The 19,374-nt window shown below is 29.0% G+C and carries 18 protein-coding genes; 2 read left to right on the top strand and 16 right to left on the bottom strand.

From position 1 onward, the window contains the following. Positions 1–319: 319 nt before the first annotated feature. Complete coding sequence (gene glyA, locus ACRCYC_RS12740; protein WP_438619522.1) at positions 320–1,567, bottom strand: serine hydroxymethyltransferase; 1,248 nt, start codon at positions 1,565–1,567, stop codon at positions 320–322. Between the two features lie 270 nt (positions 1,568–1,837). On the opposite strand from glyA, the gene ACRCYC_RS12735 reads away from it, so the two are divergent. Further along, positions 1,838–2,611 carry a threonine/serine exporter family protein gene (locus ACRCYC_RS12735; protein ID WP_438619523.1) on the top strand — a complete coding sequence of 258 codons (774 nt, stop codon included), beginning with the start codon at positions 1,838–1,840 and terminating at the stop codon, positions 2,609–2,611. Further along, complete coding sequence (locus ACRCYC_RS12730) at positions 2,611–3,168, top strand: threonine/serine exporter family protein (RefSeq protein ID WP_438619521.1); 558 nt, start codon at positions 2,611–2,613, stop codon at positions 3,166–3,168. Before ACRCYC_RS12735 ends, ACRCYC_RS12730 begins: the two co-directional genes overlap by 1 nt. A 32-nt stretch (positions 3,169–3,200) precedes the next feature. Here ACRCYC_RS12730 and ACRCYC_RS12725 read toward each other — a convergent pair whose 3' ends face one another. The 15 genes from ACRCYC_RS12725 to ACRCYC_RS12655 all read right to left on the bottom strand — a co-directional run bounded on the left by ACRCYC_RS12725 (position 3,201) and on the right by ACRCYC_RS12655 (position 19,328). Then, positions 3,201–3,641 carry a SoxR reducing system RseC family protein gene (locus ACRCYC_RS12725; protein ID WP_438619520.1) on the bottom strand — a complete coding sequence of 147 codons (441 nt, stop codon included), beginning with the start codon at positions 3,639–3,641 and terminating at the stop codon, positions 3,201–3,203. A 10-nt stretch (positions 3,642–3,651) separates the two neighbouring features. Then, positions 3,652–3,942 carry a metal-sensitive transcriptional regulator gene (locus ACRCYC_RS12720; protein WP_438619519.1) on the bottom strand — a complete coding sequence of 97 codons (291 nt, stop codon included), beginning with the start codon at positions 3,940–3,942 and terminating at the stop codon, positions 3,652–3,654. 101 nt (positions 3,943–4,043) lie between these two features. Continuing rightward, positions 4,044–5,834, bottom strand: coding sequence for an aspartate--tRNA ligase (aspS, locus tag ACRCYC_RS12715; RefSeq protein WP_438619518.1), 1,791 nt, complete (start codon positions 5,832–5,834; stop codon positions 4,044–4,046). Between the two features lie 32 nt (positions 5,835–5,866). Further along, positions 5,867–7,129, bottom strand: a complete 1,263-nt coding sequence (hisS, locus tag ACRCYC_RS12710) for a histidine--tRNA ligase (protein WP_438619517.1) — start codon at positions 7,127–7,129, stop codon at positions 5,867–5,869. Continuing rightward, entirely contained in the window at positions 7,119–8,594 is a 1,476-nt protein-coding gene (gene hemZ, locus ACRCYC_RS12705) for a coproporphyrinogen dehydrogenase HemZ (RefSeq protein WP_438619516.1), read from the bottom strand. Before hemZ ends, hisS begins: the two co-directional genes overlap by 11 nt. A 39-nt stretch (positions 8,595–8,633) precedes the next feature. Continuing rightward, positions 8,634–9,248, bottom strand: a complete 615-nt coding sequence (locus tag ACRCYC_RS12700) for an MBL fold metallo-hydrolase (RefSeq protein ID WP_438619515.1) — start codon at positions 9,246–9,248, stop codon at positions 8,634–8,636. Positions 9,249–9,261: 13 nt separating this feature from the next. Next, positions 9,262–9,711, bottom strand: coding sequence for a D-aminoacyl-tRNA deacylase (dtd, locus tag ACRCYC_RS12695; protein ID WP_438619514.1), 450 nt, complete (start codon positions 9,709–9,711; stop codon positions 9,262–9,264). 10 nt (positions 9,712–9,721) lie between these two features. Continuing rightward, a complete protein-coding gene (locus ACRCYC_RS12690) occupies positions 9,722–11,929 on the bottom strand; it encodes a RelA/SpoT family protein (RefSeq protein WP_438619513.1) in 2,208 nt (735 codons plus the stop codon). Between the two features lie 73 nt (positions 11,930–12,002). Next, the gene (locus ACRCYC_RS12685) at positions 12,003–12,515 is read right to left on the bottom strand and encodes an adenine phosphoribosyltransferase (protein ID WP_438619512.1); all 513 of its coding nucleotides are present in this window, start codon (positions 12,513–12,515) and stop codon (positions 12,003–12,005) included. A 10-nt stretch (positions 12,516–12,525) separates the two neighbouring features. Then, positions 12,526–14,970 (bottom strand): single-stranded-DNA-specific exonuclease RecJ, encoded by a 2,445-nt coding sequence (gene recJ / locus ACRCYC_RS12680; protein ID WP_438619511.1) that lies wholly within the window; start codon positions 14,968–14,970, stop codon positions 12,526–12,528. A 14-nt stretch (positions 14,971–14,984) separates the two neighbouring features. Then, positions 14,985–16,649 (bottom strand): ABC1 kinase family protein, encoded by a 1,665-nt coding sequence (locus ACRCYC_RS12675; protein WP_438619510.1) that lies wholly within the window; start codon positions 16,647–16,649, stop codon positions 14,985–14,987. An 83-nt stretch (positions 16,650–16,732) separates the two neighbouring features. Continuing rightward, positions 16,733–17,233, bottom strand: a complete 501-nt coding sequence (locus ACRCYC_RS12670; RefSeq protein ID WP_438619509.1) for a gamma carbonic anhydrase family protein — start codon at positions 17,231–17,233, stop codon at positions 16,733–16,735. Positions 17,234–17,238: 5 nt separating this feature from the next. Continuing rightward, on the bottom strand, positions 17,239–18,612 hold the full coding sequence (gene scfB, locus ACRCYC_RS12665) for a thioether cross-link-forming SCIFF peptide maturase (RefSeq protein WP_438619508.1): 1,374 nt from the start codon (positions 18,610–18,612) through the stop codon (positions 17,239–17,241). Between the two features lie 144 nt (positions 18,613–18,756). After that, positions 18,757–18,900 carry a six-cysteine ranthipeptide SCIFF gene (scfA, locus tag ACRCYC_RS12660; protein ID WP_007789995.1) on the bottom strand — a complete coding sequence of 48 codons (144 nt, stop codon included), beginning with the start codon at positions 18,898–18,900 and terminating at the stop codon, positions 18,757–18,759. Between the two features lie 65 nt (positions 18,901–18,965). Then, positions 18,966–19,328 (bottom strand): TIGR04086 family membrane protein, encoded by a 363-nt coding sequence (locus ACRCYC_RS12655; RefSeq protein WP_438619507.1) that lies wholly within the window; start codon positions 19,326–19,328, stop codon positions 18,966–18,968. Positions 19,329–19,374: the final 46 nt, after the last annotated feature.

Below are 19,374 nucleotides of genomic sequence, written 5' to 3'. Positions count from 1 at the left end.
AAATATAATTTAAAAAGTTGTCCATCGCTCAGCTAATCATTATCTGAATATCTGGCTTGGTTGTTTGTGTTTAATTCTTTTAAAAAGAATTTTTATAATTAACCTACTGTTTAATTTTCAAAGTTCATTTTCTCGTTTGCCCTTTTCTTAAGGACAAGTAATACTATATCACCTCAATCAATTGACGTCAATACTTTTTTAAAATTAAATTTTATTTTTTTGTTTTTTATTTTAATATACTACTAAAATCTACATAATTAATTGCAAATAAGCTAAGATTAACTTCCCTTAGCTTATTTGCAATTTCTATATTTAAATATTATTTATTAAATATTTCATATTCATTGTATAAAGGATATTTATTAGTTAGTGATGTCACTTTCATTCTAGCTTCGTCTTCTTTATTGTGAGTTAAACATAAATCTATAGCTTCTGCTATATCTACCATATCTTCTTCTTTCATACCTCTAGTAGTTACTGCTGGTGTACCTAATCTTATACCACTAGTTACAAATGCTCCATTTGGATCAAACGGTATAGTATTTTTGTTTGCCGTTATATAAGCTTCATCTAATCTTCTTTCTGCTTCTTTTCCAGTTATGTTCTTATTAGTTAAATCTAATAATATTAAGTGGTTATCTGTTCCATTAGTAACCAGTTTAAAATCTCTCTTTATTAATTCTTCAGCAAGTCTTCTAGCATTTTTCACAACCTGTGTTTGATATTCATTAAACTCAGGTTCTAAGACTTCTTTAAATGCAACAGCTTTAGCTGCTATTATATGTTCTAATGGTCCTCCCTGAGTGCCTGGGAATATAGCTTTATCTATAGCTTTTGCATATTTTTCCTTACATAATATTATCCCACCTCTAGGTCCCCTTAATGTCTTATGCGTAGTACTTGTAACAAAGTCAGCTACTTCACATGGATTTTGATGAAGCCCTACAGCTACAAGACCAGCTATATGAGCCATGTCTACCATAAGCATAGACCCTACTTCATCTGCTATCTCTCTAAACTTTTTAAAATCTATTTCTCTAGGATACGCACTAGCTCCTGCAACTATTAATTTAGGTTTTATTTCATGTGCTTTTCTTCTTATATCATCATAATCTATTCTTCCATCTTGTACATTTACACCATACTCGATGAATTCAAAATATTGTCCTGAAATATTAGCAGGAGAACCATGTGTTAAGTGCCCTCCTTGCGACAAGTTCATCCCCATTACTTTATCTCCTGGCTTTAATATAGAAAAATATACACCCATATTTGCATTTGCTCCTGAATGAGGTTGAACATTAGCATGCTCTGCTTTAAATATTTTTTTCAATCTTTCTATTGCTAAAGTTTCTATTTCATCTATGTATTCACATCCACCGTAATATCTCTTTCCTGAATATCCTTCTGCATATTTATTTGTCAAATGACTCCCCATTGTTTCCATAACCGCCATAGACACTATATTTTCAGATGCAATCAACTCTATATTTCTTTGTTGTCTAACAAGTTCTCTTTCCATACTTTCATAAATATCTTTGTCCACTTTTTTTAAATTATCAAACATTATAATCATCCTTCCTTTGTAAATAAAATTATATAATCATCAAGTTAATTTTTCTAAACTCTTAATAGTTATATATTATTTTTCACAAGGTAATATGCCTGTTTTTTTATAACCTTTATTAACTTAATTTTCTTTATTATCTAAATAAAATTTAATCTGTATTTAATGTTGATATATAGTAAATAAATATATGTAATATAACCAAATATTTGATATAATCTTTATTATTATATTTATTTTGGAGGTGTGAATTTGGATAGAGAAATTAAGATGGATCAAGAAAGAAAAAAAGATATCTTTAGACTTGCACTTTTTACAGGTGAGCTTATGTTAAGAAATGGAGCTGAAACCTATAGAGTTGAAGATACCATACTTAGAATTTGTAATTCTAGAGGATATAATCATGTAAATGTATTTACCTCTCCTACAGTAATAATTATTTCTGATGAAAGATTCGATGGTATTACCTTTATGAAAACTATAAAAAGTAGAGGTATTAATATAAATAAAATCGATCTTTTAAATACATTTTCTAGAGAATTTGTTTCTAATAAAGATTTATCTATAGAAGATGCTATAGTCTTGCTAAAAGATATAGAAAAAGTTAAATCATATAATCAGTGGGCTGTTTATGTTGGAACCGGACTTGGATCTGCATGTTTCTCTGTATTATTAGGATGTACTCTCGTAGACTTTATATTTACATTTATAACATCTATTTTTGCAGTTATAATATATGACAAGATGTTCGGAATAAGCGCTATACCTTCATTTGCTACTTTGACATCTGCTATATTCATAGCCATAATAGGAACGACTTTATCTAGTATAGGTATCTTGAGTCAACCAAATACACTTATAGTTGGTTCTATTATGCCTCTTCTTCCTGGAGTTTCTTTAATAAAAGGATTAAGAGATCTTATTTCGGGGGATTTAATATCAGGGGTTGCAAGAGCATTTGATGCAACACTAACCGCAGTTGCAATAGCTGTTGGAGTAGGTTTCATCCTTGAAGTTTGGCTTAGATTGGGAGGTGTATTATAATGAGTAGTATGCCGTTATATTTGCATTTTATTTTTAGTTTTATTTGTACTATAGGATTTTCAATATTTCTAAGTGCTCCTAAGAGGTCATTACCTTATGCTGGATTAATAGGTGCTATTGGATGGGTTTTATATGTTTATTTATTTAGAATAACTAATAATCCTATCCTTTCAAATTTTGTTCCTGCTACTATTGTAGGAATCGCAAGTGAGGTATCTGCAAGATATTTAAAACAACCAGCTATTGTTTTTATAATACCTGGCATAATTCCATTAGTTCCAGGACTTGGAATGTATAATACTATGCTATATCTTGTACAAGAGAATTATGAACTAGCCGCATCTACTGGAGCAACAGCTCTACTAGTTGGTGGAGCAATATCTTTGGGTGTATTACTAGTAACTTCATTTGTTAAAACTATAAATACTATCAAACTTAATAAAAATAGATTTAGTTTTAATCATGTGATGACTAAGAAAGATTCAAACTTTGAAAATAACATAATGACAGAAGATAGCGCTTTAGACCGTGATTCAGATGATGATGATAATTTATAAAAAAAGAGGAAGCAATCTAGCTTCTTCTTTTTTTATATTTTTATTTGATTTATAACCTTTGTTATTACAGGAATATATTTTCTACTTTTTCTAAATTTAGAATCTCTACTTTTTATAAATAAATAAGATATAACTGTCAACCCTATCCCAAAAAATCCACTTATAACTTCTTTATTAAATGATATATCTATATAGCTCAATATTTTATATGATATAATCGTCCCCCCTAAAAGTGCTATAAGCGGTATTGCATAAACAATAGATGCTGCTTTTATTACATCCATAGAATCCATATTTACTTCCACATAATCGCCTATTTTAGCTCCTATTGTATTATCAACTTCTACGACTATATCTTTTTTGTCTGTAGATGATGCACATTTACCACAAGATGCACATGCAGAATGTTGTTGCATTTTTATTTTAGCGGTTATACTGTCTACTAGCTCTACTACGTATCCATGTTGATTCATATTACTCCCCCTATTTAGTAAATTTATTTATAGTTTCCATCAATTCTGAAATTAATTCTTCTGATTTTTGTGAATCGCCATCTTTAATAGATGTAGAAACACAACCTTTAATATGATTTTCTAAAATAATATTACCCACTTTATTTATAGCTGATCTTATTGCCGATATTTGCACTAATATATCAACACAGTATCTTTCTTCTTCAACCATCTTTTGTATACCTTTTACTTGACCTTCAATCCTATTCAATCTTTTTATAAGTAATTGTTTATCATTACTATTAGCTAATTTTTTTTCCATATTCCAACCTCTTTTTCATTCATATACTATATTATATACCATTTTATTATAAAAAAATAAATACTGTTGAATTAATTCAACAGTATTTATTTATTAAAGTATTATTCTTTCTCTTGTATATCAACTTTTATATTTAACTCGTTTAATTGTTGTTCTTCTGCAACAGCAGGCGCATTTGTCATAGGACAAACAGCACTTTGATTTTTAGGGAATGCTATAACATCTTTTATATTATTAGTACCCGCAAGTATCATTATAAGTCTATCAAGACCGAATGCCATACCTGCATGAGGTGGTGTTCCATATTTAAATGCATCTAATAAGAATCCAAACTTCTCATTTGCTTCTTCCTCTGTAAAACCTAATGCTTTAAACATTTTTTGTTGAACATCAGAATTAAATATTCTAACACTTCCTCCACCTACTTCATATCCATTGATAACCATATCATAGGCTTTAGCTCTTAAAGATGCTTTATCATCACCTTCAAGTTTTTCTAAATCTTCATCAAGTGGCGATGTGAACGGATGATGTTTAGCTACCATTCTTCCATTTTCTTCATCTTCTTCAAATACTGGGAATTCTGTTACCCATAACATGTTATAAACATTATTATCTAATAAATCTAATCTTCTAGCAACTTCTAATCTTACTTGCCCTAATGCATCAAGCACTACGCTATTTTTATCTGCAACAAATAATAATAAGTCTCCAGCTTCTGCATTCATTTTATCTAATATAGCTGTCATTTCTTCTTGTGTAAAGAATTTTGCTATAGGAGAATTAACTTCTCTATCTTCTCCTACTTTTATCCAAGCAAGACCTTTAGCTTTGTATGTTTTAGCATGATCCTCTAATTTACCTATTTGCTTTTTAGAGAATGTTTCAGCTTGACCTTTAACATTTATACCTCTAACGCTCATACCATCTTTACTAGCATTTGCAAATACCCCAAAACCACAGTCAGCTACTACATCTGATATATTAGTAAGCTCATATCCAAATCTAGTATCTGGTTTATCTGATCCGTACTTTTCCATAGCTTCAGCATAAGTCATTGTTTGAAGTGGTAATTTAACATCTATATTTAAAATCTCTTTAAATATTCTTTGTACCATCTTTTCCATTATATCCATAACATCCTCTTGCTCAACAAAAGACATTTCACAGTCTATTTGTGTAAACTCGGGTTGTCTATCTGCTCTTAAATCTTCATCTCTAAAACATTTAACAATTTGGAAGTATCTATCCATACCACTCACCATTAATAATTGCTTAAATAATTGAGGTGATTGTGGTAATGCATAAAATTTACCTTCATTAACTCTACTTGGAACTAAATAATCTCTAGCACCTTCTGGAGTTGGCTTTATTAAAAAAGGAGTTTCTATCTCAAAGAAATTATTTTCTGTTAAATAATTTCTTACTATACTAGCAACCTTACTTCTTAATATTAAATTCTTTTGCATAGATGATTTTCTTAAGTCTAGATATCTATACTTAAGTCTTAATTCCTCTGATACATTATCATCATCTTTTATATATATAGGTGGTGTTTCTGATTTATTTAATAATTTTAACTCAGTTGCAAATATTTCTATATCACCTGTTGGTAAATTAGGATTTTTAGATGATCTTTCTGCGACTTTTCCTTTGACAGCTATCACATACTCAGATCCTAATTTTTCAGCTTTAGCAAAAGCTTCTTCATTTACATCTGTATCAAATATTATTTGGCATATTCCACTTCTATCTCTTAAGTCAACAAACACTAATCCACCTAAGTTTCTTTTCTTTTGTACCCATCCCATAAGTACAACTTCTTCATCTATGTTACTTTCTCTTAAGTCCCCACAGTAGTGAGTTCTCTTTAATCCGTTTAGAGTCTCCATAACTTATCCTCCGTCTATTATTTAAGTCTAGATTATAATCTATTTTGTAATTCTTTTACTATTTCACTTAATTTTATAGTAGTTTGCTCTGATTTAGCCATGTCTTTAAGCGTTACTTCATCATTAGCTAATTCATCATCACCTATAACTATAGTATATTTTGCATTTAATTTATCAGCATATTTAAATTGAGCCTTTAAACTTCTATCTAAATGATCTTTATCTGCACTTATATGATTTTCTCTTAAATCTTTTAATATTTTAAAACTCTTTGCTTGAGCATTTTCACCTATAGTTGCTATAAATATATCTGTAGCCTTAGGATTAGGTATTTCTATATTATTATTTTCAAGAGTTAATAATAATCTTTCAACTCCTAGTGCAAATCCGATACCACTAACCCCTTTAGGTCCGCCTAATTGCTCAACTAATCCATCGTATCTTCCACCACCACAAACAGTGCTTTGAGCACCTATATCATTTGATACTATCTCAAATGCAGTTTTCTTGTAATAATCAAGTCCTCTAACTATAGTCTTATCAACTTTAAAATTTATACCCATTTCAGTTAAATACTCTTGAACTTTTGCAAAATGATCCTTACAATCATCACATAAGTGATCTATCATATATGGAACATCTTTTAAATTTTCTTTGCAAACTGGATTTTTACAGTCAATAACTCTCATTGGATTTTTTTCTTTTCTTTCATTACAAGTTTCACATAATACATCACTCTTAGCATCAAGATATGATTTTAATATTTCATTATACTTAGCTCTACAAGTAGGACATCCTACAGAGTTTATACAAGTATCTAAGTTATTCAGTCCTACTTCATTAAAGAATTGAACTGCTAAAGCTATAACTTCAGCATCTATAGATGGCTTATCGCTACCTAATGTCTCTATTCCAAATTGGTGGAATTGTCTTTGTCTTCCAGCTTGAGGTCTTTCATATCTAAAACATGGTGTTTGGTAGAATAATTTTGTTGGTTGAGTATCTGCATACATCTTGTTTTCTATAAATGCTCTAACTGCACCAGCTGTTCCTTCAGGTTTTAAAGTCAAACTTCTATTTCCTTTATCTTCAAAAGTATACATTTCCTTTTGAACAACATCAGTAGTTTCTCCAACACCTCTTTGGAATAATTCTGTGTGTTCAAATATAGGAGTTCTTATTTCTTCATATCCAAATAATGCACAAACTTCTCTAAATTTATTTTCAACATAATTCCATTTATATGCATCTTTTGGAGTTATATCTTTCGTACCTCTCGGAGCTTTAGTTAACATTTTTGTATACCTCCTTTACCTTTCTTTCTATCATATCTTCAACTCTATCTATATATATTTCTACATTTTTGACATTGTCAGTTCTTTCTATTCTATCTTCATCTACATAAACATATTTGCTTATAGCTCCTGCTCCTACTGCTAAATTACTTTGTTTTTCTTCCATTATTTGAATATTGTATATACATTCAAATCCTTCTTTTGCATACCCTATGTTTTCAAGGTTTCCAAGCATATGTTTTTGTCTATACATATAATATGGATTTAATCCCATTTTACCTGCATATTCCATAGATAGTTCTATCATTTTTATCATTTCTTCATATCTAGTAAGTTCATATTTATCAAGGTTTTCTTTTAATTCAGATGCTCTTTTTATAGCTAATGTATGTACAGTCAAACTTTCAGGATCTAATTGTTTAATTCTCTCTAAAGTATTTCTAACCATATCTATGTCTTCATCAACTAATCCTAGTATAATATCCATATTTATATTGTCAAAACCTAGATTTCTAGCTAGATTAAAACAATCTACTATATCATTAACATTGTGATCTCTTCCTATTTTAACTAAAGTTTCATCATTCATAGTTTGTGGGTTTATACTTATTCTAGTTACATTATGATTTTTCATAACTTCTAGTTTTTCTTTAGTTATAGTATCTGGTCTACCTGCTTCAACTGTGAATTCTTTTATTGTAGTCAAATCTAACTCTTTAAATAATGCTTTTATTAAAAAGTCTAACTGATCTGCATCTAAAGTTGTAGGTGTTCCTCCACCTATGTATAAAGTTTCAATTTCCTTTTTTGTATCTTTTAATATTTTTGCTAGACCTTTAATTTCTTCAATAAGAGCTTTTACATAATGATCTCTAAGGTGCCCAAATTGCTTCATAGGATTAGATGGGAAAGAACAATATACACATCTTGTAGGACAAAATGGAATACTTACATATAAAGATATTTTATTTTTATCAATAGGATATATAAATACTCGTTCTCTTTTTGCTATATCTAAAGCTAAATCTATTTTTTCATCTTTTATTAAGTAATTTGATTTAAGATTTTTTCTTATTTCATCTTCACTTAATCCTAAATCCAATAGATTGTGAACTATTTTAACAGGTCTAATTCCAGTTAAAATTCCCCAAGGCACATAAGTATCAAATAATTCATCTAAAACCTTGAACATACTTCTTTTTATTATTGTTTTTGTTTTCTTTTTTATATCTTCTTCATTAAGCAATTCTGTTTCAAAACATTCATCTTTTAAAATTTTTAATACTTTATTTTCATAGTACTTTGTTGTACTTTTAATTTGATCTTTTTCTACACTAATTTCATTTATTAAAATATTTTCAAATACATCATTACCATTTATAAATCTAAATTGAGTAGTAAATAACTTTAATAATTCTGCAACTTCATACTTGTAGTCATGTCCTTTTAGCTCAATACCTAACATTTAAACTACTCCTTTTTCTTTGATTGTAACAAGGGCCTATTACATATAAGGATTAGTTGCTTTTTCTATCCCCATTGTAGTATTTGGTCCATGTCCTGGATACACAATTATGTCATCTTCATAATTTTTTAATCTATTTAGTGATTTTTGAATTTGTTTGTTATCTCCACTATATAAATCAGTTCTACCCATACTTCCTGCAAATAAAGTATCTCCTGTAAACATATGATTTCCTACCTTTATGCACATACATCCTTTTGTATGTCCAGGAGTATGTATAAATTTAAGCTTTAAATCACCTAACTTTATACTATCGCCTTCTTTTACATATTTATCTGCATCAAATTCTGTTGCTCCACAGTGCATTCTATAACTTAAATTTTTCTTTTTATCTAATAAAATTTCTTTTTCATCTTCATGCGCTATAATACATGCATTCGTAGCTTCTTTTAACTCTGGAACACAACCTATATGGTCCCCATGTCCATGCGTAAGAATTATATATTTAATATTTATAAAATTATCTTTAGCATATCTCATTAAATCTTTTATTTCTCCACCTGGATCTATAACCGCACCGTCTCTAGTATTTTTATCTGCTATCAAATACGTATTTTCTCCAAATAAATGATCTGTATATTTTTCTATTATCATGATTTTATCCCCCTTAAAAATTTTTTTCTGAATCTATAAGCATAGTAACTGGTCCATCATTTACTAGCTCTACCATCATATGCGCTCCAAATTTACCAGTTCCAACCTTTACATCATGCTTTTTAGCTTTAGCAATAAATTCTTCATAAAGATTAGTTGCCAAATCTGGTTTCGCTGCATTTGTAAAATTAGGTCTTCTTCCTTTTTTGCAGTCACCATATAATGTAAACTGAGAAACTACTAAAAGTTCCCCATTTACATCTTTAAGTGATAAGTTCATCTTCTCATCTTCATCTTCAAATATTCTTAAATTTATGATTTTTTCTAGCAAGTAATCTACATCCTCACTTGTATCTTCATGTGTTACTCCTAATAATACAAGTAATCCTTTATTTATCTCTCCAATAGTAGTTTCATCTACTACAACTTTTGATGAAGCTACTCTCTGAACTACAGCTCTCATTAGATCCTCCTTAATTTATAACTCTATAAATATTTTCTACTCCTGGAATAGCTTTAATCTTTTTCATTAAAAAGTTTAAAGTCTCTATGCTTTCTACTTCTACAAGTAAGTTTACATTTACTATGTTATCTTTACTTTTCCTTGCATTTATTCCATTTAAAGATACTTTTTCAATAGCAACAATGTGTGTTATATCATTTATAACACCTCTTCTGTCGTATGCCTGAATTTGTATTTCCGCTTCAAATTTAGCATTGTTAGCAATCTCCCATGAAACTGCTACTAATCTATTGTTAAAGTACTCATTGTCTAAATTAGAGTTTGGACAATCTTTTCTATGAACTGCAACTCCTCTTCCTTTTGTTATATATCCAATAATTTCATCTCCAGGTATAGGATTGCAACATTTTGCAAATCTTACCAATATATTATCTACACCCTTTACTATAATACCTTGTGGTGAGGATTTTTTTCTTTTTTTGGTATATTCCTGCTCTCCTATACTATGTTTATTGAAATCATCTATTTCTTTATTTTCAGGTATTTTCTTCGTAAATTCTTTTTCATAAAGTTCTTTTACTTTAGGAACTACTTGCGAGGACATTATTCCTCCATATCCTATAGTAGCTACTAAATCTTCTACTGTAGGTTGATTAAATTTTCTAGCCACCTGAATCATATATTTTTCAATTGCTGAATCTTTTGTAGGTACTCCATACTTTTTAAAATCTTTTTCTAGTATAGCACTACCTCTTTCTATATTTTCTTCTCTTCTTTCTTTTTTAAACCACTGTCTAATCTTAGACTTCGCATTAGGTGTTTGTACTATATTTACCCAATCCCTACTTGGTCCACTTGAATTTGACGATGTTAAAATTTCAACTATATTCCCATTTTCCAATTTATAATCTAGAGAAGCTATTCTTCCATTAATTTTAGCTCCAACACATTTATTACCCACATTTGTATGGACTCTATATGCAAAATCTATTGGAGTAGATCCTGCTGGTAACTCAATTACATCTCCTTTTGGAGTGAATACATAAACTTGGCTATTAAATACATCATCTTTTAATGCATCCATAAATTCTTGAGGGTCTTTTAAATCTTTTTCCCACTCCATCATTTGTCTTAACCATTGCAATTTTTCTTCTAACTTATTTTCTTTGATATTGGTTTTGCCTTCTTTATATTTCCAGTGAGCTGCAATACCATACTCTGCTATATTATGCATTTCTTTAGTTCTTATTTGTATTTCTACAGGTTCTCCATCTGGTCCTACAACTATTGTGTGTAATGACTGGTACATATTTGGTTTCGGCATGGCAATATAATCTTTAAATCTTCCTGGTATAGGCTTCCATAATGTATGTACCATACCTAAAACTGCATAACAATCTTTTACAGAGTTAACTATTATTCTTACTGCCATTAAGTCATAAATTTCTTCAAAATCTTTATGCTTATTCTTCATTTTTCTATATATACTATAGAAATGTTTAGGTCTTCCATATATATCACACTTTATATTAACTTCTTCAACTTTTACTTTAAGAATATCTACTATTTTTTCTATATAAGCTTCTCTTTGACTTCTTTTTTTGGCTACTTTATCTACTAACTCATAATAACCTTCACTATCTATATATCTTAGCGCAATATCTTCTAATTCCCATTTTACTTTATATATTCCTAATCTACTTGCAATTCCACCATAAATCTCTAATGTTTCCGTTGCTTTAGCTCTAGCTTTCTCAGGAGGCATGTACTTTAAAGTTCTCATATTATGTAATCTATCTGCCAACTTTATAAGTATAACTCTAATATCTTTTGACATAGCTAAAAACATTTTTCTTAGATTTTCAGCTTGTGTCTCTTCTTTTGACTTATACTTTATTTGTCCAAGCTTTGTAACTCCATCAACAAGATCTGCGATTTCTTCCCCAAAATCTTTTTTTATATCTTCATATGTGTATTCAGTGTCTTCAACTACATCATGTAGTAATCCAGCCGCTATAGTTTGCATATCTAGTTCCATATCACAAAGTATATTAGCAACTGCTATTGGATGTATAAAATATGGCTCCCCAGATTTTCTTAATTGGCCATCATGTGCTTTTTTGCCATAATAATAAGCCTTTTCGATTAAGCCTATATCTCCATTAGGGGCATATCTTTTTATCTTATCTATTAATTCCTGTAATTGCTTATCTTGCATATAACCACCTATTTTATAGTATAAATTTTGATATATATGAAAATAGTTGGCTTTTTACCAACTATTGAACTTCTTAATATTTTATAAGTGAGTTTACATGATAATTAGATACTTTATCAATGCCTTTTAACTCTTCTAATTCTATTAAGAATTGCATAGAAACAACTTCTCCACCTAGCTTCTCTATAAGCTTAGCAGCAGCTTCCATAGTTCCTCCTGTAGCTAATAGATCATCTACTATTGCAACTCTTTGACCTGGCTTTATTGCATCTTTATGAATCTCTAATGTATCAGTTCCGTATTCTAATCCATATTCATACTTTTCAACCTCTCCAGGTAATTTACCTGGCTTTCTAACTGGAACAAATCCTATACCCATTCCGTAAGCAACTGGAGTTCCCATTAAGAAACCTCTTGCTTCTGGCCCAACTATTATATCAACATTTTTATCTTTTAGATCTGCTATTATTTCATCTACTGCAAACTTAAATGCTTCTCCGTTGCTTAATAAAGTTGTTATGTCTTTAAATCCTATACCTGGTTTTGGGAAATCTTTTATCTCTCTTATTGAATCTTTTAAGTTCATTTAAATCCTCCTAATAGCTTTGCTTATATTTATCTTTAAGTTGATTAAGTCCTTGTAGTACCTTACTTGAACATAAGTCAATCTTAGCACTTGGTCTTGGCATAATTTCCATCTTTAAAGTATTATTTTTATCATCTATATTAAAATTCATTAAATCTAATTCTTTAAACACATTTAACATAGCAAATAATTTTATAGGTGCTATGTTAAAATTCGACTTAATTTCTAATATATTAATTTTTAGCTCTCTATATTTAAACATCAACTTATATAGAGTTATAAATTCTTCTCTGCTTGGAATTATACTACTTATTATATTATTTACATATATTAAATCATTTTTATCATAATATCTTATAATTTCACATTGATTCTTAGTATATTCATATAAAAACGAATATTCCTCTATATTGTATAAATAATCATAAAGAATAATATTATTATATCTTTTTAAATCTATTTTATCAATATAGGGAAAGAATATAAGTTGAAGTTTGTCATTTATATTGTCTATAATATTATAATTTATATCAAATTCATAATCTGTAAGCGACATATCAGATATAGCTTTGAAAAAACCATTTATTGAGTTCGTTACAATTAAACTCTTATTATTTATATGCTCAAAAATATTTATATTTTTATTTCCAGTTATATCTATAGCTTCACTACTATATATTAAGTTTTCACTTTCTATACAAGGCCTAATACTTTCAAATAATTTTATACTATCTATATTTTTACTTGTATCTTTTGGATAAGCAAGTCTTATGTCCTTTAATAAAAATTGTATTTTCCTATTACCCATATAAGTATTTTCATCTAATTGAAATAATATATCTACTTTATCTCCAATTTCAAAATTATCAGCCATATACGCCATATTAAATCCAATACATTCATATATTTTATCTTTTTCTAAGTTTAGCTTCAAATGGTTTTTCTCTTTTCCCATTCTAAACATCCCTCTAATTTCCATATTTCTAATTATAAACCTAGGACTTGGATTGCTCATTCCAAAAGGTTCTAGACTATGCAATTCCTCTATCAAGTTAAAATCTATTGAAGCTTCATTTAATTCAAATTCTACATTTACATTCTCTATCATGTCTTCATCTGTAAGATTATAATCAGCTATTTCATTAACTCTTCTTCTTAGCTCTCCAACATTACCTGCATCCATAGACAAACCTGCAGCTTGTTCATGTCCTCCAAATCTACCAAGTAAGTCCGAGCATTTAACCAATGTATCAAATATGCTAAATCCTTTTATAGACCTTGCTGAACCTGTAGCTTCATTATCTTCTATTGTTAGAAGTATGGTTGGTTTATAGTATTTTTCTGTTAATTTAGATGCAACAATTCCTATAACTCCATGCTGCCATCCTTCATTTGCTATTACAAGTACCTTATCATTTTCATAACTTTGATTACTCTCAATTATGCTTTCAGCTTCTTGATACATTTTAGATTCTATCATTTGTCTTTCATTATTTTTATCTTCTAAAAGATTCGCTATTTCAACAGCTTCCTCTTTTGATTTAGTTGTAAATAATTCTACCCCTAAATATGAATATCCCAACCTACCAGATGCATTAATTCTAGGTCCTATAGAGAATCCCACATGTGATGATCCTATTTTATTAGTATCTATTCCACATACATTTATAAGCTCCCTTAACCCTAAATTTTTACCATCTTTCATAAGCTTCAATCCATTTTTAACTATAATTCTATTTTCATCCACTAGTGGAACTATATCACATATAGTAGCTAATGTTACTATTTCTAAATAATCGTACATAGAGTTTTCAAATACTTCTTTTGGAGTTAATGCTTGGATAAGCTTAAAAGCAACTCCACATCCACATAACATATCAAAAGGATAATTACATTCATCTTGCTTTGGATTTACAACCGCATAAGCATTAGGTATACATTCTTGAACTTCATGGTGATCGGTTATTATAATATCTATACCCAATTCATTTGCTATCTCAACTTCTTTTATAGATGTTATTCCACAGTCTACACTTATTATTAAGTCACAATTTTGTTCGTTTAAAGTTTTTATAGCTTCTTCATTTATACCATATCCTTCTTCTAGTCTATTCGGTATATAATATTTAACCGGATATCCTATAGAATCAAAATATATACATAATATAGATGTTGATGAAACTCCATCTACATCGTAATCTCCATATATCCATATATTTTGATTATTTTCTATAGCATAATTTATTCTATCTACAGCTTTTTCCATATCTTTCATCAAAAATGGATCTCTAAGATATTCTAACGATGGATTTATAAATATTTCAGCATCATCTTCGTTATTAATACCTCTATTTTTTAATATTTGTCCTATTTCCGGGGAAATTTTCATTTTTTCATTTAAATCGTAATTTTTTATCTTACCTTTATATTTAAGTGTCCATTTTTTGTTAAACATAGACAATCTACCCCCTATTTTTTCATATACTCAGATCTTATTATTTTTATAACTAATAAAATTCCCACTAAAAATGAAACTATAAATCCTGAGAAAGCTAAAATTCTAACCCAAAAACTACTATTTATGTTAGGTGATGATATTATTAAAGACGACCCCACTAGCAATGCAGCTAGTACCAAACTTAAAGATAATTTAGTCGCAAAGTCTGTTATTATTTTTTCTAATTTAGAGAATTTAACATCCTCTATATGAATTCTAATATTATTTTTTTCTATATTTCTTAATATACCTTTTAGTTGCTTGGGTATCGCTTTTATATCTGAAATAGCTTCTTGCGTGCTTTGTTTCGATTGTTTTATTATATTTTCAGGATTTAATCTATTCACATAGTAATATTTCATAAATGATTTTCCTGCAATAGTTATAGAAAAATTAGGATTCAATTCTCTAGCAGTTCCTTCTAACGTTATAAGCGCTTTTACTAATAACACTAGTTGTGGCGGAAGTGCTACCTTATATGTTCTACAGAATCTAAATACTTCATTTAATATATCTCCCAAACTCAACTTATCTAGTGGAACATCATAATAATAGTGCATTAAATATAACAAGTCCTGTCTTAATCCGGTTAAATTAGTATCATAAGATATAACATCTAACTCCATAAGTAAATATATAATTCTATCTATATTTCTATCTACCGCTGCAAGTGTTATAGCATTTAATATATTTAATGTTTTCTTATCTATTATTCCTATCATTCCAAAATCAATATAAGCTACACAGCTATCATTTATAACAAATATATTACCTGGATGTGGATCTGCATGGAAAAATCCATATTCGAATATCTGCTTAAATAAAGATTTTATTCCTATCTCACTAATTTTTTCAGTATCCCACCCTAATTTTTTCATTTTATTTACATTACTTAATTTAACACCTACAATTTTTTCTAACACTAAAACTTTTTGAGTTGTGTATTCCATAAATACTTTAGGTATATATACTTCCGATGTATCCGCAAACATATTTTGAAATTTCAATCCATTTATAGCCTCAAAATTATAATCTAATTCTCTCAAGAGCTGAGTCTCAAAGTCTTCTATTATACTTTGAATATCAACATTTAAATCTTTATTGAAATCTTTAATAGCTCCAGCAATAGCTTTTAATATTTCGATATCGGACTTTATTATATTCTCCATATTAGGTCTTTGAATTTTAACGATTACACTATCTCCACTTTTTAATGTAGCTTCGTAAACTTGCCCTAAAGACGCCGCTGCTATAGGTGTATGATTAAACTCTAAAAAGATATCATTTATAGGTACATTTAATTCTTCTTTTAATATCTTCATAGCTATATCAGTATCAAATACCTCTACATTATCTCTTAACTTTACTAGTTCATCTATAATATTTTGATCTAATAAATCTTTTCTAGTGCTCAATATTTGGCCTAATTTCACATATGTAGGTCCTAATTCTTCAAAAGCTCTTCTCAATCGCTCTCCCGTAGACATATTTTTTATTTCTGCCGGTGGATTAGTTATTGGAATTTTGTAAGCTACACCTTCTATATTAAGTTTTTCTACGATAATACTAAATCCGTATTTCAAAAGTATTTGAACTATTTCCTTATATCTTTTTAAATGTCTATAACTTACTTTCATTTTTTACACCTAGCCTTAATTAAAATAATATTATTTATAAGAGAAGAAAGGACAATATATTTTATATTGCCCCTTTTTCTAATCTATTTATAATTATTTGCAGTTTCTACATATTTTAATGCAGAATTAATAAGATTTTGTTTTTCTTCTTGTGTAAGTTCTCTTATAACTTGAGCAGGAGATCCCATCGCAAGAACACCAGATGGTATTTTTTTATTTGGGGGAATTAAGCTTCCCGCACCAATTAATGTACATTCCCCTATTTCTGCACCACCTAGTACAATAGATCCCATACCTATTAAAGTATTATCCCCTATTTTACATCCATGTATAAGTGCTTTATGACCTACAGTCACATTTTTTCCTATTAGAGTTTCACAATTATATTCAATATGTATAACTGTGCCATCTTGTATATTAGTATTTTCTCCTATACTTATAGAATTTTCATCGCCTCTTATAACCGCATTATACCATATATTTGCATTTTTACCTATTTTCACATCACCTATAATACATGCTGTTTCTGCTATAAAAACACTTGAATCAATTTGTGGTTCTTTTCCTTTATAGCCCTGTATCACCGTATCTACTTCCCTTCTAACATTAATCTGGCTTGTATCATTATAGAACATTCAGTACGTTTCTTTTGCATTTCACAACCCAACTCATATGGTTTCATTACATCTCCATTAAAGTTAGTTGCATTTGCATGACATCCTCCAGAACAATAGAATTTATTCCAACATTTTTTGCAATCTTCTTTACTATATACGTGTGCATTTTTAAATGTATCCGTTATTTCCCTTGGTATTACTACTTCTTCATCACTTATATTTGCAAGTCTATACTCATCTTTTCCAACAAATTGATGACATGGATATATATCTCCATTAGGTGTTATAGCTAAGTATTCATTACCTGCACCACAACCTGTTATTCTTTTTATTACACAAGGTCCCTGATTTAAATCTATCATAAAGTGGAAAAACTTGAAGTTCTCTCCATTTAATAATCTATCTGAATATTTAACTGCTAACTTTTCATATTCATTAAATACTGTTTCCATGTCTTCTTGTCTTAATGCAAATGGATTACTTTCATCATCTACAACAGGTTCTACTGATGTAAGTTTAAATCCTTCATCTGCAAAGTGAAGTACATCTTCTGAGAAGTCTAAGTTTTCTCTAGTAAATGTTCCTCTTATATAGTAATACTTATCCTTAGGTCTACTTTCTACTAACTTCTTAAACTTAGGCATTATTATATCATAACTTCCCTTATCGTTTAATGTAGGTCTCATTCTATCATTAACATCTTTTCTTCCATCTAAACTTAAAACTACATTGTGCATATTTTCATTTATATACTTTATTTTTTCATCATCTAATAATATTCCATTTGTAGTTATTGTAAATCTTATATTTTTGTTATTCTCTTTTTCTATACTTCTTCCATACTCAACAAGTTGTTTTACTACTTCGAAATTCATTAATGGCTCTCCACCAAAGAAATCTATCTCCAGGTTTCTTCTATTTGCAGAGTTAGCTATTAAATAGTCTATAGCTTTTTTACCAACTTCAAAGCTCATCATTTCCTTAGCTCCACCAAAATCTCCTTGAGCCGCGAAACAGTAACTACATTTTAAATTACAATCATGTGCAACATGTAAACATAAAGCTTTTACTACCTTTTTTCTATCTATGAAGTTCGGATGATGTTGATATGTATCTTCTGTATATAATAACCCTTCATCTTCTAGCGTTTTTATTTCATTATATGCTTCTTTTATTTGTGCTTCTGTGTAAGTATCGCTTAATTTATTTGTTATTTCTTGTAAAGACATTTCCTTATAGTGGTCTAATAGGTTATACGCTACCTCGTCTACAACATGAACTGCTCCACCATTTACATCTAAAACTATATTATATCCGTTCATTGAAAACTTATGTATCATACTCATAATGTGCCTCCTAGTTTGTTTATACCTATATATTATCATATAAATAGACTTATAGCCTACTTATGTTTTATATCCCTATTTTCTAATTCTACTCAAAAAAAGCAGCTTACATAGCTGCTTTCCCTTTGTTAAATAATAAATTTATTATCTCTCGCACTCTTGATTTGCAACTGTACAAGAAGTTTTACAAGCAGATTGACAAGATGTTTGACATTCTCCACATCCACCTTTTGCCGCACTTTCTTTTAAAGTAGCTTTAGATAAAGTTTTTACATGCTTCTTTTCCATTTTAACTACCTCCTATCTTAATAATACTTTCTTGATTATATCATAAAATTTACATAAGTGGAAATTTATTTGAAGTTTACACCTAAAACACCACCTATTCCACCTGCTAAAGATATAAGTAATATTTTATATACCATAGTCATTTCAAATACAAAAGAATCATTAGCTAAAAACACGACAATCATTAAACATAATATATAAAGCAATCCAACTAATACCCCATATAGAAGTCCTTTTTCTTTTATTTTCATAGTTGCGTAGAAACCACCAAACGCCGCAGATGCTGTTGTTATTATAGATGTTGCTATAGCTATACTCTCTGCAGACATACCAGTAAATGTAAGTAAAATATTATAAGTTAATAAGCAAGTAAGTGTTATTATGTACGCATATCCTAATCCTTTAAAAATACTATTTGATTTTTCCATAAAAAAACCTCCCCTCTAATATACAATATATTCAAGGGAAGGCTTT

The organism is Paraclostridium sp. (genome assembly GCF_051657365.1).
GTDB lineage: Bacteria > Bacillota > Clostridia > Peptostreptococcales > Peptostreptococcaceae > Paraclostridium.
The sequence above is the reverse complement of the archived record's forward strand: the minus strand, read 5'-3'. Positions and strand labels throughout refer to the sequence as shown.

Excerpts from the sequence above, each read along its gene's own strand:
- ACRCYC_RS12655 (WP_438619507.1), bottom strand. The coding sequence starts at position 19,328 with ATGGAAAAATCAAATAGTATTTTTAAAGGATTAGGATATGCGTACATA.
- ACRCYC_RS12675 (WP_438619510.1), bottom strand. The coding sequence starts at position 16,649 with ATGAAAGTAAGTTATAGACATTTAAAAAGATATAAGGAAATAGTTCAA.
- aspS (WP_438619518.1), bottom strand. The coding sequence starts at position 5,834 with ATGGAGACTCTAAACGGATTAAAGAGAACTCACTACTGTGGGGACTTA.
- scfA (WP_007789995.1), bottom strand. The coding sequence starts at position 18,900 with ATGGAAAAGAAGCATGTAAAAACTTTATCTAAAGCTACTTTAAAAGAA.
- hemZ (WP_438619516.1), bottom strand. The coding sequence starts at position 8,594 with ATGTTAGGTATTGAGCTAAAAGGACATGACTACAAGTATGAAGTTGCA.
- scfB (WP_438619508.1), bottom strand. The coding sequence starts at position 18,612 with ATGAGTATGATACATAAGTTTTCAATGAACGGATATAATATAGTTTTA.
- ACRCYC_RS12690 (WP_438619513.1), bottom strand. The coding sequence starts at position 11,929 with ATGCAAGATAAGCAATTACAGGAATTAATAGATAAGATAAAAAGATAT.
- ACRCYC_RS12700 (WP_438619515.1), bottom strand. The coding sequence starts at position 9,248 with ATGATAATAGAAAAATATACAGATCATTTATTTGGAGAAAATACGTAT.
- ACRCYC_RS12720 (WP_438619519.1), bottom strand. The coding sequence starts at position 3,942 with ATGGAAAAAAAATTAGCTAATAGTAATGATAAACAATTACTTATAAAA.
- recJ (WP_438619511.1), bottom strand. The coding sequence starts at position 14,970 with ATGTTTAACAAAAAATGGACACTTAAATATAAAGGTAAGATAAAAAAT.
- dtd (WP_438619514.1), bottom strand. The coding sequence starts at position 9,711 with ATGAGAGCTGTAGTTCAGAGAGTAGCTTCATCAAAAGTTGTAGTAGAT.
- ACRCYC_RS12735 (WP_438619523.1), top strand. The coding sequence starts at position 1,838 with ATGGATCAAGAAAGAAAAAAAGATATCTTTAGACTTGCACTTTTTACA.
- ACRCYC_RS12730 (WP_438619521.1), top strand. The coding sequence starts at position 2,611 with ATGAGTAGTATGCCGTTATATTTGCATTTTATTTTTAGTTTTATTTGT.
- ACRCYC_RS12725 (WP_438619520.1), bottom strand. The coding sequence starts at position 3,641 with ATGAATCAACATGGATACGTAGTAGAGCTAGTAGACAGTATAACCGCT.
- ACRCYC_RS12685 (WP_438619512.1), bottom strand. The coding sequence starts at position 12,515 with ATGAACTTAAAAGATTCAATAAGAGAGATAAAAGATTTCCCAAAACCA.
- glyA (WP_438619522.1), bottom strand. The coding sequence starts at position 1,567 with ATGTTTGATAATTTAAAAAAAGTGGACAAAGATATTTATGAAAGTATG.
- hisS (WP_438619517.1), bottom strand. The coding sequence starts at position 7,129 with ATGTTAACTAAAGCTCCGAGAGGTACGAAAGATATAACTCCAAAAGAT.